Origin of the sequence: Streptomyces sp. NPDC046197 (assembly GCF_040646295.1) — a bacterium.
GTDB lineage: Bacteria > Actinomycetota > Actinomycetes > Streptomycetales > Streptomycetaceae > Streptomyces.
Genome location: NZ_JBEYZY010000059.1, coordinates 1 through 16,642, shown reverse-complemented (window position 1 = coordinate 16,642; position 16,642 = coordinate 1). Strand labels below are relative to the sequence as shown.

Genomic DNA, 16,642 nt, shown 5'->3' with positions numbered 1-16,642 from the left:
AGGTCATGAGCAAGCACCGCCGTGTCCGCAGCAGCGACAGGACGCAGACCCTCCGCGCCCGACTTGCCACCCTCGACATGGGCGGCCGGCACCGCAGGGTCCGCAAGGGCGGAAAGCGACGGGCCCCGAGCGAAGCACTCGCCACGCTCCGGGCCCGCAACTTCCGCCGCTACGTGATCGGGCAGCTCGTCTCCAACATCGGCACCTGGATGCAGCGCGCCGCCCAGGACCTATTGGTCCTCCAGCTCACCGGCAACAGCGGCAGCGCCGTCGGCATACTCACCGCCCTGCAGTTCCTGCCTCAGACCCTCTTCGGTCTCTCCGGGGGCGTCTTCGCCGACCGGTTCGCCAAACGCCGCCTGCTGATCGTCACGCAGTCCGCCATGGGAGTGCAGTCGCTGGTCCTGGGCGTCCTGACGGTCACCGGCGCGGTGAACCTGTGGGCCGTGTACATGCTGGCCTTCCTGCTGGGCACGGCCACGGCGCTGGACAGCCCGGCCCGCAACGCCCTCGTCTCCGAACTCGTCGACAAGCAGCGCCTGGCCAACGCCGTCAGCCTGAACTCGGCACAGTTCAATGTCGCCCGCGCGGTCGGTCCGGCCGTGGCGGGCCTGGCGGTCGCCGCCGCGGGCACCGGACCCGTCTTCCTGGTCAACGCGGCCTCGTATCTCGCCGTCCTCTACGGCCTGATCGCCATCCGCGCCGACGAACTCCACGCGCCCAAGGAGAAGAACCGCGGGAACACCCGCCTGCCGGACGCCTTCCGAGCCATCCGCGCCAGCCCCGAACTGCTGCTGCCGATCACGGTCATCGCCTTCGTCGGCACCTTCGGCTTCAACTTCCAGGTCACCATCTCCCTGATCGCCACAACCGTCTTCAACTCGGGCTCCGCCGCTTTCGGATACCTGTCCGCTGCCTACGCCATCGGCAGCCTCGTCGGTGCGCTCCGAGGAGCCGGCAAACGAAAACCTCCCACCGCCCGCCGCCTGGTCACCGCCACGGTCGTCTTCGGAGCGCTGGAGGCCCTGGCCGGCCTCATGCCCGGCTACGCCACCTTCCTGCTCGTACTCGTACCCACCGGGCTCGCTTCCGTGACCGTGATGACCACCGCCAACGCCATGACCCAGCTGAATGCCGACCCGAGCATGCGCGGCCGCATCGTCTCCGTCTACCTCCTCGTCCTGCTCGGGGGCACCCCGGTCGGCGCCCCTCTGGTCGGCCTGGTATCCGACACCCTCGGCGCCCGCTTCAGCCTCATCCTCGGCGGCGCGATCTCCGCCGTGGCCGCCATCAGCCTGTCGGCCGTGATCACCGCACGCTCCCGCACTGCCCGAGCGAGCGCCCCGCTCACCGCGGTCGCCTCACCACCACCCATAGCCATCGACGGCCGCTTCCACCCCGAATCCACCCCACAGCCCGCGGCACGCCGACCGGCGGCCTGATGCACGACATGCGGACGTAAAACTGCGCCACTCCCGAAAGGAATCACGTCGCTATCGGGGGCAGGCGGCATGCCACTTCTACTCGACGGTCATCACAGAGAAAAGCACGAATGAGAGACGCCCCATTCAGACGCGGTGGCAATTCTCATCGCCACGATGGGCAACATGATCCTTCGTGGTGGTTCCACCGAGCGACGTGTACGCGGCGGCCGCCGTGTTCCACGAGTGCCTGACCGGGCGCCGCCCGTTCACCGGCGACGACGTGACCGCCCTGCGTCTGCAGCACCTGCGGGCCCCCGCCCCCCTGGACGACGTACCCGCGCCGGTACGCGGACTGCTGCGCAGGGGACTGGCCAAGGAGCCGGCGGACCGGCCGGGCATCGAGGACTTCCTCGCCGACCTGGAACGGTCCGCCGCCGAGGGGTACGGCGCCGGCTGGGAGGAGCGCGGCCGCCGCAGACTCGCCGAACTCACCACGCTGCTCGCGCTGTTGTTCCCCTTCACCGCGACGGCGGCCCTCGACGCGCCCGCGCGGGCCCTGACGCTGCTCGGCCGGGTACAGCGCAGCGGATGGAAGGCCGCCGCCGGAGCGGCCGCGCTCGCGGTCGTCGCGGGCGGGGCGACGGCCGTGGCGGCCCGGCCGCACGACACGGCGACGACGGTGGTCGCCTGCAGCAGCACAATGAGCGAGTCGGTGAAGAACACGGCCCGGTCAAGGACCTTCCGTCCCGCTCTCCAGGACGCGGCCCGTTGGAAGCGGAGCAGTGGCGCTGCGGTGACGCCCGGTGGGAAACGGGCGGTGCCGGCCCCGCGCCCGGCCGTCCCTGTGGCGGGCCGCACGTGGGTGGCGCGGTCTGCTGTTCGTCTGCGGGGGATCTCGCGGTAGGCAGGCAAGTGCGGCTGGGCATCAGGGGTGTCGCCGCACCGGCCGTCCTCGGCGCTGTTGCTCGGCCGTCTTCGGCGCTGTTGCAGCGCTGCACAGCGCGCCGCAGGCCCGCGCGTGGTGCCCGGTAGCGCACCGAATGGCGGCCTCGGCACTTCGTTCGGACTCGGTGCCTCCGAGGGTTGCCCAAGTCTGGCTGGGTGCTGGCTATTTTGTGCAGGCGGACTTGCCGACGCCTTGACGATCCGTTCCATGAGCGTTCAACCGGCCGTCTGTGCCTGCGTTGTGTGCCGTCCCTAAGGTCCCTGAGGGTTGTGAAGGAAGGGACTCATGGACGCACTCCTGGCAGTCCGGGCTCGCGGGATCACCAAGTGTTTCGGCGACGTCGTCGCACTCGACGGTGTCGATCTGGATGTGGCGCAGGGGCAGATCCACGGCTTGGTGGGACCGAACGGCGCCGGCAAGACGACATTGCTCGGTCTCCTGCTGGGCCTGGCCATTGCCGACAGCGGCCGCCTCGACATCCTGGGTACACCGGTCAGGCGGGCACTCGCTGCTCCCGACGGTGTCGCCGGCTTCGTGGACGGACCCGGTCTCTACCCCTCGCTCACCGCCAGGCAGAACCTCACCGCGCTGGCCGCTCTCCGCGGCCACGACGCGCGGACAGCGGGGGTCGGCGACGTGCTCGACCAGGTCGGGCTCACCGATGTCGCCGACGACCAGGCCCGCGGCTTCTCCCTCGGTATGCGTCAGCGGCTCGGGCTCGCCGCCGCCCTGCTCACCAGGCCCCGGCTGCTCGTGCTGGACGAACCTTCCAACGGTCTCGACCCGGCCGGCAAAAGACACGTGCACGGTGTCCTCACCCGGCTCGCGGCGGACGGAACCAGCGTCGTGCTCTCCAGCCACCGTATGGACGACCTCGAGGCGCTGTGCTCCGAGGTCACCATCGTCGCCACCGGACGGGTCGTCTTCTCCGGCCCGTTGGGCAAGCTGGCCGCCGATAACCGTGAACTCGACTACCGCCTGCGCACGTCCGACCCGCCGGCCGCCCGCCGGCTGGCTGTCGACGTAGCCGGGATCCGGATCGTCGACGACGCCGGGGCACGGAACGAGACCGAGGTGCTCGTCGTGCGCGCGTTGGTGCCCGCCCTGGACGAACTCGTGGCGCAACTCGTGCACGCGGGCATCGCGTTGCGCGAGCTCGCCCCCGTGGTGTCGCCGCTCGAAGCGGCGTTTCTCGCCCTCACCGAGCAGAGGGAGGCCGGCCGATGACCGCGATCATCGCCGACGACAACGTTGCCGCTTCCCGCCCCGTCTCGGTGCCGCGCGGCTACCGCTTCGAGTTGGTCAAGCTGGTCTCGCAATGGCGGGTCCGCCTGCTGGTCCTCGGCTGCTGGATCGCGCCGGCGGTCTTCGCCGCCGCGGTGAGCCAGCAGAGCACCCTCCCCGTCGACACCCTCTTCGGCCGGTGGATGCACGCCACGGGGTGGGCCGGGCCGCTGGTGATGCTCGGTTTCGCGGGCACCTGGGCGCTCCCGCTGCTGACCTCGGTGGTCGCCGGCGACGTGTTCGCCTCCGAGGACCGGCTCGGCACCTGGCGCCACCTGCTTGTGGCGGTCCGGTCGCCGCGACGGATCTTCGCAGCGAAGGCACTGGCCAGCCTCACCGTCATCCTGCTGCTGGTGGCCGGGCTGGCCTGTTCCAGCACGGTCGGCGGGGTCGTGGCGGTCGGCAACCAGCCGCTGGTCGGCCTCGACGGCCACCTGCTGACACCGGGGGACGCCGCCGTCAAGGTCCTGCTCGCCTGGGTCTGCGCCCTCGCCCCGACCCTGGCCCTCGCCGCGATCGGACTCCTCGGGTCGGTCGCGCTGCGGCGGTCCCCGATGGGGCTGCTGCTGCCCTCGCTCGTCGCGCTCGCGATGCAGGTCGCCCAGATGCTGCCGCTGCCCGTCGCCGTGCGCCTCGCCCTGCCCGGCTACGCCTTCATCTCCTGGAACGGTCTGTTCACCAGCCCGGCGCAGCTCGGCCCGCTGCTGATCGGCGTCGCGGTCAGCCTGGTGTGGGCCGTGCTCGCGACAGCGCTTGCGTACCTCCTTTTCCTCCGGCGCGACTTCACCAACCTGGCCCACGACGGTTCCGGGCGCGGCGCGATCACCACCGGACTACTGCCGCTGGTCGCGCTGGCGGCCCTTACCGTCGCGGTGGTCGCCGCGGCGACCCCGTCGATGGGCTCCGGAATCGAGCAGGACAAGGTCCAGCGATCGGTCGCCACGTCATTCGCCCACCTCTACCGCACGCAGACCCAGCAACTCCACCGCCCCGCCGTCACCGAAGCGCAACTGCGGGTCACGGCGGCGTGCAACAAGAGCGACGGCCAGGCCGCGGCCCAGGGGCCGGGCAACGACTGGCGCTGCGTCGTCTCTTGGCATCTCCCCGGCGTCACGGTCGTGGGGACGGCCGTCTATCAGCTTGACGTCGCCTCAGACGGGCGGTTCGTGGCCGACGGCGACGGACCGAAGGAAGTGAACGGCTACTTCCTGGTCCGTACCCCCACCGGGGACGCCCCGAACCCCCTTTGGCAGTTCGACGGGAACGTCGAACTGCTCGACACCACCCCGAAGGGATGAATCCATGCAGGTAACACGGCAGCGTCGGATTGGCGAGAAGGGGCAGATCAGCCTTTTCGGTAGACGTGTCGGCCGCCGGACCTTGCTGGTTACGACGGGCATCACTGTCGCCCTCGCCGTCACGGGCACCGCTGTCGCCCAGACGCGCCAGTTCGGCACCCAGCAGGTCGGCCAGGTCACCGCAGACGGCCAGGTCGTCTCCGCCGACCAGTACATCGCCCCGTACGGCAGTCGCACCGTCATCAACGACGGCAAGATCATGTCGTCCTCGGTCAGCCCGGACGGCAGCACGATCGCGGCCGCGGTCGCCGACGGTGACGCGGCACTGGTCATCATGGACCTCAAGACCGGACAGGTGAAGCAGAAGGTCGGCACCAACGCGGCGGACGACCTGCGCATCAAGAGCGGCTCCGTCGGCCGGGAGGGCCCGACGTACTCGCCCGACGGCTCGCAGCTGTGGCTGGGCCAGAGCGACGGCTACACCAAGTTCACCGTGAACCCGGACGGCACCCTCTCCAACCCGAGTACCATCTCGATCCCGGCCGACGGCTCCAAGCGCGCACTGGTGGGTGCGGCGGTGTTCTCGGCCGACGGCTCCACCGTGTACTCCGCGGTCAACGGCCAGAACCGGGTGGTCGCCATCGACGCGGCGACCGGCACCATCAAGCAGAGCTGGGCCGTGGGCAACGCCCCCCGCGGCATGGCCATGGTCGGCAACAAGCTCTACGTCAGCAACGAGGGCGGGCGTCCGGCCAAAGCCGGCGACACCACGATGAACTCCTACGGCACCCAGGTGCCGGCCAACCCCAACACCGGTGCCGCCACCACCGGCACGGTCAGCGTCATCAACCTGGCGAACCCTTCCCCAAGCTCTTCGAGCAGGGGATACTCCAACGCCGCCGTCGGAAGCATCGACGTCGGTCTGCACCCGACCGCGGTGTACGCCAAGAAGGGCGCGGTGTTCGTCACCAACACCGCCGACAACAACGTGTCGGTCATCAACACCGCCAACGACAAGGTCGTGCAGACCATCTCCACCCAGCCGTGGCCGGAGGCGTCGGTCGGCTACGAGCCCGACGCGGTGACGCTCACCGACGACGGCCACCTGCTGGTGACGCTCGGCCGTGCCAACGCGGTCGCCGTCTACCGGTACACCTCCCCGCAGGAGCCGGCAAGCTACGTCGGCCTGCTGCCGACGGACTACTTCCCCGCCGAGATCACCACCGTGGGCAAGAACGTGGTCGTCTCCAACACCCGTGGTATCGACGCCCGCCGCCCCGACAGCGCCGGCCACGGCACCCACGACACCACGTCGAGCCTGACGCAGTTCACGCTGCCGGACGACAGCGTCATCCGGGCCGAGACGGCCAAGGTCTTCAAGCAGAACGGCTGGACCCCCGGCTCGGTCAAGCTGACCCAGGGCAGGAGCACGGCGCGGCCGGTGCCGGTCCCCGTGCGGCTCGGCGAGCCCTCGACGATCAAGCACGTCTTCCTGCTCGTCAAGGAGAACCGGACCTACGACCAGGTCTTCGGTGACATGCCGCAGGGCAGCGGCAACTCGTCGCTCACGCAGTTCGGCGAGAATGTGACGCCGAACCAGCACGCGCTGGCGCAGCAGTTCGGGCTGTACGACAACTTCTACGACGTCGGCACGAACTCCGCCGAGGGCCACAACTGGCTGATGCAGTCCGACAATCCGGAGTACACCGAGTCCTCGGCCGGTGAGTACACGCGCAGCTACGACACCGAGGACGACGTTCTCGGACACCAGAAGTCCGGGTTCATCTGGAGCGGTGCGCAGGCGGCCGGCAAGTCCGTCAAGGACTACGGTGAGTTCCAGTCGATCGAGAGCAAGCCGGCCGGCGCGACCTGGCAGAATCTGTACTGCGACGCGAAGAACATGGAGGCGACCGGGCAGAAGACCGCCTACCCCATTCAGACGGGCTCGGCGATCCCGTCGCTGAACAAGGTGTCGGTGCCCGGCTTCCCGCTGTTCGACCTCAACGTCCCGGACGTCTACAAGGAACAGATCTGGAAGCAGGACTTCGAGAAGAACGGTCCGGCGAACCTGAACATGTTCTGGTTCTCCAACGACCACACGGGCGGTCCTGCGAGCCCGGCCGCCGAGGTCGCGGACAACGACCTCGCGGTCGGCAAGATGGTCGACGAGATCTCGCACAGCAAGTACTGGAAGGACTCGGCGATCTTCGTCGTCGAGGACGACTCCCAGAACGGCCTCGACCACATCGACGGCCACCGTGCCCCGATCCAGGTCATCAGCCCCTGGGCCCGGCACGGCAAGGTCGACAACCACTACTACTCGCAGATCACGATGATCCGCACCATCGAGCAGATCCTCGGGATCCACCCGATGAACCAGAAGGACAGCGCGGCCACCCCGATGTTCGGGGCGTTCACCCACAGGGCGAACAACACGCCGTTCAAGGCGGTGCCCAACCGGACCTCGCTGACCCTCGGCCTGAGCACCCAGCCGCCCTGCGGCTCGGACACCCCGGCGCCGCAGGACGCCAAGGCGGCGCCCGCGCCGACGTCCGTAAAGGTGCCGGCGGCCGAGCAGAAGGTTGCGGCGCAGTGGAAGGCCTGGAAGTCGCACCAGCGGCTGACCGGACCCAACGCCGTGCCCGACTTCGCCAACCCCGCGCAGATGAACCACCTCACGTGGTACGAGACGCACGACTGGACCAAGCCGTACCCCGGCGAGAACAAGATCTTCGCGCCGAATGACGTGCCTGGCGCCTACATCCCGTCGTCGGAGTCCGACGACTGACGCAGGCTGATCGCCTCGGCCCCTGGCCGACGCCACCGCCGGCCAGGGGCCTCTTCGGAAAGCCGTGAGGAAGAGGCAGATCCGGGACCTCGGTCTGCTCCCCGCACCCGCGGGGATGAGGCCCGGACCTGCCCTGGCCGGCGTCTTGAGGTCTTCCTGTTCGCCCAGCACCACGGCGCCCAGGCGACACGACGCCAGGCGCCGTGGTGTCGTGGCGTCGTGGTGCTGGGCACGCAAGAACGCAGACCGCCTTCCGCCGCACGGCAGCCGCTCCCCACCGCACCACACTACGACTGCAGGAACTACCCGGGCTTCTACGCAGCTGGCCACGCCGTCGACGTTCTCCCAGCTCATGCACGCGTAGATGTGCTGAACACGGGCTCGCACTTGCTGCCAGTCCTGTCTCCGCGCCCGTCGATAGCAAGCCCCGATGTTGACGGGCAGGACCAACAGGGGGCGGTGAACGACGAGTACAGGCAGGTGGGCTAGATTCGTGGTCGCCTTCGCAAGTCCCCACTGCCTGAGGAACGGCCCGTGTCCCAAATACCGCCAATGGGCGGCCAGAATGCCTCGTACACCTCGGCGCAGATACGACGCAACCGCCTGATCCTCCTCGGTCTGGTGCTTGCCCTCGCGGGCATGGTGGCGCTCTGGGCCCTGGGCCCGTACGACACGAAGGACCAGTCCGCGACGCTCAAGGCCGGTGACTGCTTCCAGAACATCGGGACGGACAAGGAAGCGAAGACCAAGAAGCTCGACTGCACTGACCCGCACGCCGACTACAAGGTCCTGAAAATGGACAAGGACGGAGTCGTTGATACCTTCTCGTGCTCCGACGTCCCGGGCACGACCGGCTCGCTCACTCAGTCAGGCCCCGGAAAATGGTTCGTCGTCTGCTTCAAGGAAAACGACGAGAAGGGCAAGAAATAGCCCGGCGCAGCGTACCCGTTGACGATGCCCACCGCAGGGCGGTCGACGTGCATCGCGGTGATGGGGCGTGAACTCCATTAAGCACACTTTCGTGGCGTCCGCGGTGCGGGCGGTCACCGCATCTTCCAAGGCGCAGGCAGGCGCTGCGGCCGGTGCGGGTAGCCAGGGCCGGACGCTGCGGGCGGGGCCGGCCGATCCAGTGGCGCGGACGGGGAATGAGCACGTGCAATCTCCTCCAGCAGGTCGGTGGACAACCGCGCCCCGCCGACGTGGGTTCGTCGGCGGGGCGCGGCGGGTGGGCAGCTGGGGCAGGCGGCGGCCCGGAAGAGAGCGTGACGACGTGGGGGCTGGTCATCGAGACGACCGTGGGTGTCGGGGAGCGCAAGCACACCGAGGCACACGTGGCGGCTCATGTCACCGGACCGCGTGAGGAGGCGCTCGCGGAGCTGGAACGTCGGGCGCGGAGCCACTTACCCGAGCACCCCAGAAGTCCCAAGCGCCGTCGGCTCCTGCGACAGGACGACGGGTTCCTGCTCGTCATCGACGGGGCGTGGCAGTCGTTCGTCACTCGGTTCACGGTGGCGGAGTTGCTGGAGGACTCTGATCCGTCCGCCACCCCTGAACTGGTCGTGGAAGCGTCGAGCGCGCCTGCTGTTCCAACGGCCGAGCCGGTGGAGCAACAGGTAGAGCGGTACGCGGACGGAGTGCCTGTCAAGCCCAGGTGGCTGGGGCGCGACGACCTGCCGTGAGCGCGCGCGCCGACCGGCGCACGGCACCAACACCCTCTAGGAGCTGTCAGGCCGATCATGTCACTGTCGCTTGACCTGCTCGTTTGTTGGGAGCATGGGGCGGGTTGAACGCGGTGATCTGTCGGATGCGGAGTGGGAACGGCTGAGGCCGTTCCTGCCGGTGAGTAATGGTCGGTGCGGACGGTGGCGTGATCACCGGCAGGTGATCGACGGGATCCTGCACCGGATACGGACCGGCGTTCAATGGCGTGACCTGCCGGAGCGGTTCGGACCGTGGAAGAGTTTCAATGATCGTGTCAACGCGGTTGTGTGACCGGTGGGATGGTTGCGAACTTCCTCTGGTCTCGAAGCATTGCCCATAAGACATCGACGCGGCGACGGGCCAGAGCGAGAAGCGCTTGCGTGTGGACCAGCCCTTCGGCACGCTTCTTGAGGTAGTAGTCCCGGGAGGGTCCCGGCCGCATCATGGCGGTCTGCGCGGACATGTAAAACAGCCAGCGCAGACGGCGGTGGTAGCGCTTGGGCCGGTGGTAGTTGCCGCTTCTGCGGCCAGAATCACGGGGGACGGGAGCCAAGCCGGCGTGAGAGGCAAGGCGGCCAGCGTCTCTATGACCGGACGGATCGCCGACGATGGCTACGAACTGGGCGCGTCAGCATGATGACGGGCCCTTTCGCCCCGGAGTAATCGAAGGCGCGTTCCAGAACAGGGCCGATTCCCACGAGGAGGTCCCGCAGACGATTGACCAACCGCACGCGGTCGGCGATCAGATCGGCCCGGTGGTTGGTGAGCAACTGGAGCGTGGAGACCAGCTCAGGGGGCGTGCTCAGGGTGTCGAAATCCCGGCGCATGCGGGCTTGGTCGGCAATGACCAGGGCATCCTTCGCATCCGTCTTGCCCTCGCCGCGGTAGGCGCCAGACATCCGGTTCACCGTGCGACCGGGAACATAGACGACTTGCTGACCATGGGCGATGAGCAGAGCCAGAAGGAGTGTGGAAGTCCGGCCGGAGATGTCCACGGCCCAGCGCACTTCGAGACCCGCTTCGCAGGCGACCGCGATGAGCCGGAGGATCTCGTTCTCGTCGTTGATCACTTTGCGAGAGAAGAGCGCTTGGCCATCTTCGTCGACGGCAACTGCCCAGTTGATGCCCCTTGCCGGCGTCAATGAAGATCCACCATCTTGAAAATGGCTGATCAGCCGTGGTGGTGTGGCAGGGTTCGTAGGTGTTCGTGCAGTTGGTGGGCGGCTGTCCCGGGCCTTGATCGGTTGACTACGAGGTTCGCCAAGACGAGCAGGGCGCGTAGGAGGTTGGTGGCGCGGGCGGGATCGGTGCGGAGTTTGGTGAGGATCCGCCAGGTTTTGACGAACATCCGGGCCGCGCGCATCGGGCCGACTGTCTGTGACCTCTACGGGCCTGGCCTGGCGGTCTCCGCCTCCCAGGTCGGACGGATCCTGGCCTGCGTCGATCTCAAGCCGCACCTGGTGCGCGGCTGGCTGACCCGACCAGCCGACCCGGAGTTCTTCACCCGTGCCGCTGACGTGTGCGCGCTCTACCGCACCTGCCCTGCGAACGCGGTGGTGATCAGCGTGGATGAGAAGACCGGGATCACCGCACGCTCCCGCAAACACCCCGACCAGCCCGGCCGCCCCGGGCAGCGCACCCGCCGGGAGTTCGAGTACATCCGCCACGGCACCGTCTCAATCATCGCTGCCCTGAACGTCCACACCGGCCAAGTCCTCACCGAGCGCATCGACCGCAACAACGCCGACACCTTCATCGGCTTCCTACGCCAACTCAACGAGTCCATCCCCGCCGGCACCAGCATCCACTTGGTCATAGACAACGGCTCATCCCACGTCGCGAAGAAGACGAAGGCCTGGCTGGCCACCCGTCCCCGCTTCAACATCCACCACACCCCCAAACAATGCCAGCCGGCTCAACCAAGTCGAGCTGTTCTTCTCCACCCCGACCCGACGTCTACTACGCCGCGGCCAGTTCGCCTCCCGCGACGAACTGGCCGCGGCCATCGACACCTTCGTCTTGGCCTACGACGAACACGACGCCAAGCCCTACCGCTGGACCTACGACGGCAGCCACTCAAAGCCGCATGAACCCCCGAAGGATCAACGCGGCGCTGCACTAGGGCTGGAAGAGTACTTCCGGATTGTTCGGCGAGGGGCCGTCCAGCAGCGGAGTGTGGATCCCCTTCAGCGTCTGGTCGAAGAACGCTGTCACGTACTCGCGGGTGATCACCACCCCGCGTTCCGGGGAGAGGGGCGGCGTCGGGAACCCGGCCTCCTCCAGAAGCATGTCCAGGTCGCTGAAGCTGGTGTGGTCGGCGCCGGCGACCGTCAGCCACTTCTTGTAGCCGCCCAGGGCGGCCCAGGTCTGCCCCCACTTGTCGTCGTCGACGCCGGCCGAGTGGTAGGCGGCCGCACCCAGCATGAGGAATGGCCGGTTGATCTGGCCGGGCATCGGGGCCGGTTTGAAGGTGCCGTCCATGTTCACTCCGGCCCGTACTCGCGGGTCGGCGATCATCGTGGCGGCGGCCGCCGCTCCGCCGATGGAGTGTCCGGCCATGCCGATCTCGTGCTTGTCGATGAGGTGTGCCAGGCGCCACGCGGTATTGCCATGCGTCAACTGGTCGATCACGAAGGACACGTCCAGCGCGCGGCTGGCGGTGACGGAGGCGAGCCGCGCCGGGTCATCGCAGATCGCGCACGGCGGCGTCTGGCCGTTGGCCAGCGTCTCGCCGCTGTCCTCGTAGGTGTGGCCGACGAGCGCGACGACGTAGCCGTGACTGGCCAGGTCGGTCGCGAGCGAGGTGAGCGTCATGCGCGGGTCCTCGAACATGGGTGAGAGGACCACCAGCGGATGCTTGCCGCGCTGCGGCCGCGCGCCGTCGAAGGCGTGAGTGGTGACGCTGGAAAGGTTCTGTGGGGTGACGCCGGAGCTCGCCGGCATCTTCCGGTGCTGGATGGCTCCGGCTGCCTCGGCGAGGGTCATATAAGGGGCCGGAGTCCCGGTCCCGGGGACGGCCGGGTAGACCATCGTGACGGTCAGTTGGCGGGGACCGGATGACGGCACCCACGGGTCGGGACGGCTCGCGTCGGTGAGGTGGATGACGTCCTCGCCGGCGGCGTAGGGGCCGGTCGGCGCGGGGAGCGTGCCTTGGAAGGACCGCGTGGGCGCGGTGGCCGTGGCCGGTGCGGTGTCGAACGCGTGCGTGGCCACCGGTGTGGCCGACGGTGTGGTCGTGGCGGCGAACCCGGCGCCGGTTCCGGTGACGAGGGCGGCGAGCGCCAGCACCGCGACAGCGCTGATACGGCGATTGCGTTTCATGGGATCGACGCTAGGTACGGACCGCGATCCACCGCGTCGGCCGGCGGATGTCACCTCTTCCCAGGCCATCGGCCCGGGGGCGTATCCGGCGTACATCCCCGGGGCGACGCGCAGAGCCGACGCCACTGAATACGATCTCTGTATGGAACAGCTTCTCCAGCGTCTGTCGACATCGAAGCGCGTGACCTGGCTGATGTCACAGGCCGTGGTGCTGGCCACCGCCGGCTTGTACGCGCTGATGCTCCCCTTGACGATGCCGACCCCTGAGTACGGCCTGTTCCGGTTTCCCGACCTCGGGGGCTTCCAGATGCTGGGTCTGTGCGTCGTGCTCGCCCTTCCGGTTCTGCTGGTGCGCCGTCTGCCGGCGGCGGTCTTCGCGGCGGTCCTGGGCGAATCGGTCCTCGGCGACGCCTTCGGCGCGCGGCCCATGATCGTGTTCGTCCTGCTCGTCGCCTTGGGCGGGTACCTCGCCGCCCGGCGGCCGAAGGCTGCCGCCGTCGGCTCCGTCGCGGGCGTCGCGGCCGCGTTCGTCAACGACATCCACGACCGCGGGCAGTCCGTCGGCGACGCGGCCCAGTGGGCCGGGGGGCTCGCGTTGTGGTTCGCGGTCGCGTGGGTCTTCGGGGGGGTGTATCGCAAACGCCGTGAATACCTCGAAGCCCTGCACGAGCAGAGGGCGGCCCGCGCCGTCGTGACCGAGCGGCTGCGGATCGCCCGCGAACTGCACGACAGTGTCGCGCACAGCATCGGGATCATCACGGTGCTGTCGGGAGCGGCGGCGCGGGTCGTTCAGACCAAGCCCGAGCAGACGCGGCAGGCGCTGTGCGGCATCGAGACCACCAGCCGGGAGACGCTGCTCGGGCTGCAGCGCATGCTCGGGGCGCTACGCAGCGCCGAGCCGGACGACGCCATGCCGCAGGCCGCTCCGCTGGCGCCGGCCGGCAGCCTGGCCGACGTCCCGCTACTCGCCGAACGCACGGCCGACGCCGGGGTGCGGGTCCACGTGACCTGGCAGGGCGAGCAGCGTCCACTGCCGCCGGAGATCGAACTGTCGGCATTCCGGATCATCCAGGAGTCGGTGACCAACGTGGTGCGGCATTCCGGGGCGCGAACGTGCCGGGTCGCGGTCGGTTACGAGCCGGAAGGGGTGACGATCGAGGTGGTGGACGACGGGGACGACGGTTCCGGCGGGCCGGGCCGTCCGAGGCACTCCGCGGTCGGCGGGAGCGGCTTCGGCCTGCTCGGCATGCGCGAGCGAGTGACGTTGCTGTCCGGCCAGTTCAGCGCCGGCCAGCGTCCGGAGGGCGGATTCCGGGTGACGGCGAGCCTCCCGGCATGAGCGTGCGGGTGCTGCTGGTCGACGACCAGCCGCTGATGCTGGTCGGGCTCGCGATCCTGATCGGCGACACCGACGACCTGGAGGTGGTCGGCCAGGCCAGCGACGGCCGCGAGGCGGTACGCCTGGTGCGTGAACTGCGGCCGGACGTCGTGGTGATGGACATCCGGATGCCGGGCATGAACGGGATCGAGTCGACCCGACAGGCGACCGCCGAACCGGACCCGCCCAAGGTCTTGGTGCTGACAACCTTCGACCACGACGAGTACGTCTACGGCGCACTGCGCGCCGGCGCCAGCGGATTCCTGCTCAAGAGCATGGCCCTGGACGCGATCCTGGAAGCGATCCGCGTGGTGGCCGCGGGCGACGCGCTGATCGCGCCGAGCGTGACCCGACGGCTGATCGCGGACTTCGCCGGAACGTCCGGCCCCGCGGCCCCCGAACCGGACGCCGGGCCCGCCGCGGACTCGAGTCCCATCGCGGGGATCACGGACCGGGAGCGCGAGGTGCTGGCACTGGTCGGACAGGGACTGTCGAACACTGAGATAGCCGAGCGGCTGGTGATCAGCGCGGCGACCGCGAAGACCCATGTCGCGCGTCTGTTCGCCAAGCTCGAGGCGCGAGACCGCGTCCACCTGGCGATCATCGCCTTCGAAACCGGACTCGTGCCGCGTAGACGGTAGAGGCAGAATCAGAAGAACGATCGCGACCACGAGTCCGCCGCGTTCCAGATGCGCCGGCACACCCCTGGTCGCAGCAGGATTGGGCTTCGGGGAGTATCTGTCGCTCGCGCCGGCGCCGCCGGAGGCCCGGGTGGGCGGCCGGTCGGTGCTGCTGATCCCGGCCCGTGCCGCCGACCTCGGTCCGGACGCGCTGCCGGCGGACTACCAACGGCTGCTGACTATCGTGCGCGACGCGGCCGGGCCGGTCACAGTCCGGACGGTCGGGGAGGTGCTTGGCCTGCCGGTCGAGGTACGCGGCAAGCTGGAGCCGCTGCGGGCGAAGCTGAACCGGCTGGCAGACCGGGCGAAGCTACTGGTCGGCGCGGCGGTGGAACCACGCGCGGCACCAGGACTGAAGCGGTTGACCCTCACGTGGCGTCATGCCGCATTGTCGGTTGCGTGGAGGAACACCTGACCGTGGGACGCGTGGCCGAGCTGGCCGGTGTGAGTGTCCGCACGCTGCATCACTACGACAAGATCGGCCTCGTGCGACCGTCTGCGCGGACCGCGGCCGGGTACCGGGCCTACTCGGCGAGCGACGTGGAGCGGCTGCGGGAGGTGCTCGGCTACCGGCGGCTGGGCTTCGGATTGCGCGCGATCGCGGAGCTGGTGGACGACCCGGCCACCGACGCTGTCGCGCACCTGCGCCGGCTGCGCGGCCTGCTTCAGGAACAGCGCGACCGCGCTGCCGCCATGGTGACGGCCATCGACAAGGAACTGGAGGCACGAGCCTTGGGGATCAAAACGACGCCGGAGGACCAACTGAAAGTGTTCGGCGCGCAGTTGTATGAAGCCATCGGGTCTGCTTACCCGGCGACGCGGCGCACCGAGCCTCGGATCGCCGCGAGGATATGGGATGCGCTCGGGGACGCCCGGACGGTACTGAACATCGGGGCCGGCACCGGCTCCTATGAGCCCCCGGACCGCGAGGTCACGGCGGTGGAGCCGTCGGCGGTGATGCGGGCGCAGCGTCCCGCGGGTGCGGCGCCGTGCGTGGCCGCCAGTGCGGAGCGCCTGCCGTTCGCCGACCAGTCCTTCGACGCCGCGATGGCGGTCAGCACCGTTCATCACTGGCCGGACCCGGTTGGCGGGCTGCGCGAGATGCGGCGGGTGGCCCGCCGCGTGGTGGTGTTCACATACGACGCCAGTACGACCGGCTGGCTTCAGCGGTTCTGGCTCACCCGCGACTACCTGCCTGAGTTCGCTGACCTACTCGTCGGCTGGCCTTCACTGGCCGACATGACCCGCGCGATCGGAGGCCGCGCGGAGCCGGTGCTCATCCCGTGGGACTGCGCGGACGGCTTCTTCGAGGCCCACTGGCGCCGACCCGATGCCTACCTGGACGAACGTGTGCGCCGCGCGGTATCGGTATGGTCCAGAGTCGGGCCCCAGGCCGAGCAGCGGGCGGTAGACAGCCTTCGCGACGACCTTTCCTCGGGCCGGTGGGCCGAACGCAACCGGGACCTCGTCGCCCTCGACGCGGCAGAGCTGGGCCTGCGCCTACTCGTAGCCTGAACCATCGTGCGCGAGAACGCCGCAAAGGAGCCGAACCGCCGGAATCAATAGACGTTGCCGCAGCGACGCTTGGCCTCGAAGGCGCGCTCGACCTGGAGTCCTCGCCGTACAGGTCGAGCATGGACCAGTCGGTCCAGCCAATCAGCCGCATAAGAGACCCTCGGAGCGCGCTACCACGGGCAAACCGCTGCCACGCAGGTCATCTGGCCAGCTCCTAGTGCCCCGGCAGGCAACGTTCGCCCGTCAAGGAGTGACGTCCGGTGCGTGCTCTCGGCGTGCCGGCCGGAAGTCCTCGTACTGGACGTAC

Annotated in this window: 13 protein-coding genes and 2 pseudogenes; 13 read left to right on the top strand and 2 right to left on the bottom strand. The window is 69.0% G+C overall.

What is annotated here, in order from left to right; genetic code table 11:
* The first annotated feature begins 5 nt into the window (after nt 1–5).
* The 8 genes and pseudogenes from AB0A61_RS38930 to AB0A61_RS38895 form a co-directional block, all read left to right on the top strand.
* Nucleotides 6–1,442 carry an MFS transporter gene (locus tag AB0A61_RS38930; protein ID WP_361303755.1) on the top strand — a complete coding sequence of 479 codons (1,437 nt, stop codon included), beginning with the start codon at nt 6–8 and terminating at the stop codon, nt 1,440–1,442.
* Between the two features lie 175 nt (nt 1,443–1,617).
* Nucleotides 1,618–2,328 carry a hypothetical protein gene (locus AB0A61_RS38925; RefSeq protein WP_361303752.1) on the top strand — a complete coding sequence of 237 codons (711 nt, stop codon included), beginning with the start codon at nt 1,618–1,620 and terminating at the stop codon, nt 2,326–2,328.
* 327 nt (nt 2,329–2,655) lie between these two features.
* Complete coding sequence (locus tag AB0A61_RS38920) at nt 2,656–3,597, top strand: ABC transporter ATP-binding protein (RefSeq protein ID WP_361303749.1); 942 nt, start codon at nt 2,656–2,658, stop codon at nt 3,595–3,597.
* A complete protein-coding gene (locus AB0A61_RS38915; RefSeq protein WP_361303746.1) occupies nt 3,594–4,952 on the top strand; it encodes an ABC transporter permease in 1,359 nt (452 codons plus the stop codon). The genes AB0A61_RS38920 and AB0A61_RS38915 overlap by 4 nt, the downstream gene beginning before the upstream one ends.
* 4 nt (nt 4,953–4,956) lie before the next feature.
* Nucleotides 4,957–7,740, top strand: a complete 2,784-nt coding sequence (locus AB0A61_RS38910; protein ID WP_361303743.1) for an alkaline phosphatase family protein — start codon at nt 4,957–4,959, stop codon at nt 7,738–7,740.
* 552 nt (nt 7,741–8,292) lie between these two features.
* Nucleotides 8,293–8,670: a hypothetical protein gene (locus AB0A61_RS38905; protein ID WP_361303740.1), complete on the top strand. Its 378-nt coding sequence runs from the start codon at nt 8,293–8,295 to the stop codon at nt 8,668–8,670.
* Between the two features lie 332 nt (nt 8,671–9,002).
* Nucleotides 9,003–9,419: a hypothetical protein gene (locus tag AB0A61_RS38900; RefSeq protein WP_361303737.1), complete on the top strand. Its 417-nt coding sequence runs from the start codon at nt 9,003–9,005 to the stop codon at nt 9,417–9,419.
* A gap of 94 nt (nt 9,420–9,513) precedes the next feature.
* Nucleotides 9,514–9,714: pseudogene (locus AB0A61_RS38895) on the top strand (transposase); the annotation flags it as partial.
* A gap of 1 nt (nt 9,715) precedes the next feature.
* Here the strand turns inward: AB0A61_RS38895 and AB0A61_RS38890 are convergent.
* Nucleotides 9,716–10,590 (bottom strand): annotated as a pseudogene (locus tag AB0A61_RS38890) (IS110 family transposase).
* Between the two features lie 140 nt (nt 10,591–10,730).
* Between AB0A61_RS38890 and AB0A61_RS38885 the strand changes: the two are divergent.
* A complete protein-coding gene (locus AB0A61_RS38885; protein ID WP_361303734.1) occupies nt 10,731–11,531 on the top strand; it encodes an IS630 family transposase in 801 nt (266 codons plus the stop codon).
* 28 nt (nt 11,532–11,559) lie between these two features.
* Here AB0A61_RS38885 and AB0A61_RS38880 read toward each other — a convergent pair whose 3' ends face one another.
* A complete protein-coding gene (locus tag AB0A61_RS38880) occupies nt 11,560–12,762 on the bottom strand; it encodes an alpha/beta hydrolase (RefSeq protein WP_361303731.1) in 1,203 nt (400 codons plus the stop codon).
* 142 nt (nt 12,763–12,904) lie between these two features.
* On the opposite strand from AB0A61_RS38880, the gene AB0A61_RS38875 reads away from it, so the two are divergent.
* From AB0A61_RS38875 to AB0A61_RS38860, 4 genes are all read left to right on the top strand, one after another.
* A complete protein-coding gene (locus AB0A61_RS38875) occupies nt 12,905–14,101 on the top strand; it encodes a histidine kinase (RefSeq protein WP_361303728.1) in 1,197 nt (398 codons plus the stop codon).
* The gene (locus AB0A61_RS38870; RefSeq protein WP_361303725.1) at nt 14,098–14,781 is read left to right on the top strand and encodes a response regulator transcription factor; all 684 of its coding nucleotides are present in this window, start codon (nt 14,098–14,100) and stop codon (nt 14,779–14,781) included. The genes AB0A61_RS38875 and AB0A61_RS38870 overlap by 4 nt, the downstream gene beginning before the upstream one ends.
* A gap of 79 nt (nt 14,782–14,860) precedes the next feature.
* Complete coding sequence (locus AB0A61_RS38865) at nt 14,861–15,235, top strand: hypothetical protein (protein ID WP_361303722.1); 375 nt, start codon at nt 14,861–14,863, stop codon at nt 15,233–15,235.
* Entirely contained in the window at nt 15,220–16,335 is a 1,116-nt protein-coding gene (locus AB0A61_RS38860; RefSeq protein WP_361303719.1) for a MerR family transcriptional regulator, read from the top strand. Before AB0A61_RS38865 ends, AB0A61_RS38860 begins: the two co-directional genes overlap by 16 nt.
* Nucleotides 16,336–16,642 lie beyond the last annotated feature (307 nt).

What these genes read in the sequence shown, in the direction of transcription:
- AB0A61_RS38930 (WP_361303755.1), top strand. Translation starts at nt 6, where the DNA reads ATGAGCAAGCACCGCCGTGTCCGCAGCAGCGACAGGACGCAGACCCTC.
- AB0A61_RS38920 (WP_361303749.1), top strand. Translation starts at nt 2,656, where the DNA reads ATGGACGCACTCCTGGCAGTCCGGGCTCGCGGGATCACCAAGTGTTTC.
- AB0A61_RS38915 (WP_361303746.1), top strand. Translation starts at nt 3,594, where the DNA reads ATGACCGCGATCATCGCCGACGACAACGTTGCCGCTTCCCGCCCCGTC.
- AB0A61_RS38910 (WP_361303743.1), top strand. Translation starts at nt 4,957, where the DNA reads ATGCAGGTAACACGGCAGCGTCGGATTGGCGAGAAGGGGCAGATCAGC.
- AB0A61_RS38905 (WP_361303740.1), top strand. Translation starts at nt 8,293, where the DNA reads ATGGGCGGCCAGAATGCCTCGTACACCTCGGCGCAGATACGACGCAAC.
- AB0A61_RS38880 (WP_361303731.1), bottom strand. Translation starts at nt 12,762, where the DNA reads ATGAAACGCAATCGCCGTATCAGCGCTGTCGCGGTGCTGGCGCTCGCC.
- AB0A61_RS38875 (WP_361303728.1), top strand. Translation starts at nt 12,905, where the DNA reads ATGGAACAGCTTCTCCAGCGTCTGTCGACATCGAAGCGCGTGACCTGG.
- AB0A61_RS38870 (WP_361303725.1), top strand. Translation starts at nt 14,098, where the DNA reads ATGAGCGTGCGGGTGCTGCTGGTCGACGACCAGCCGCTGATGCTGGTC.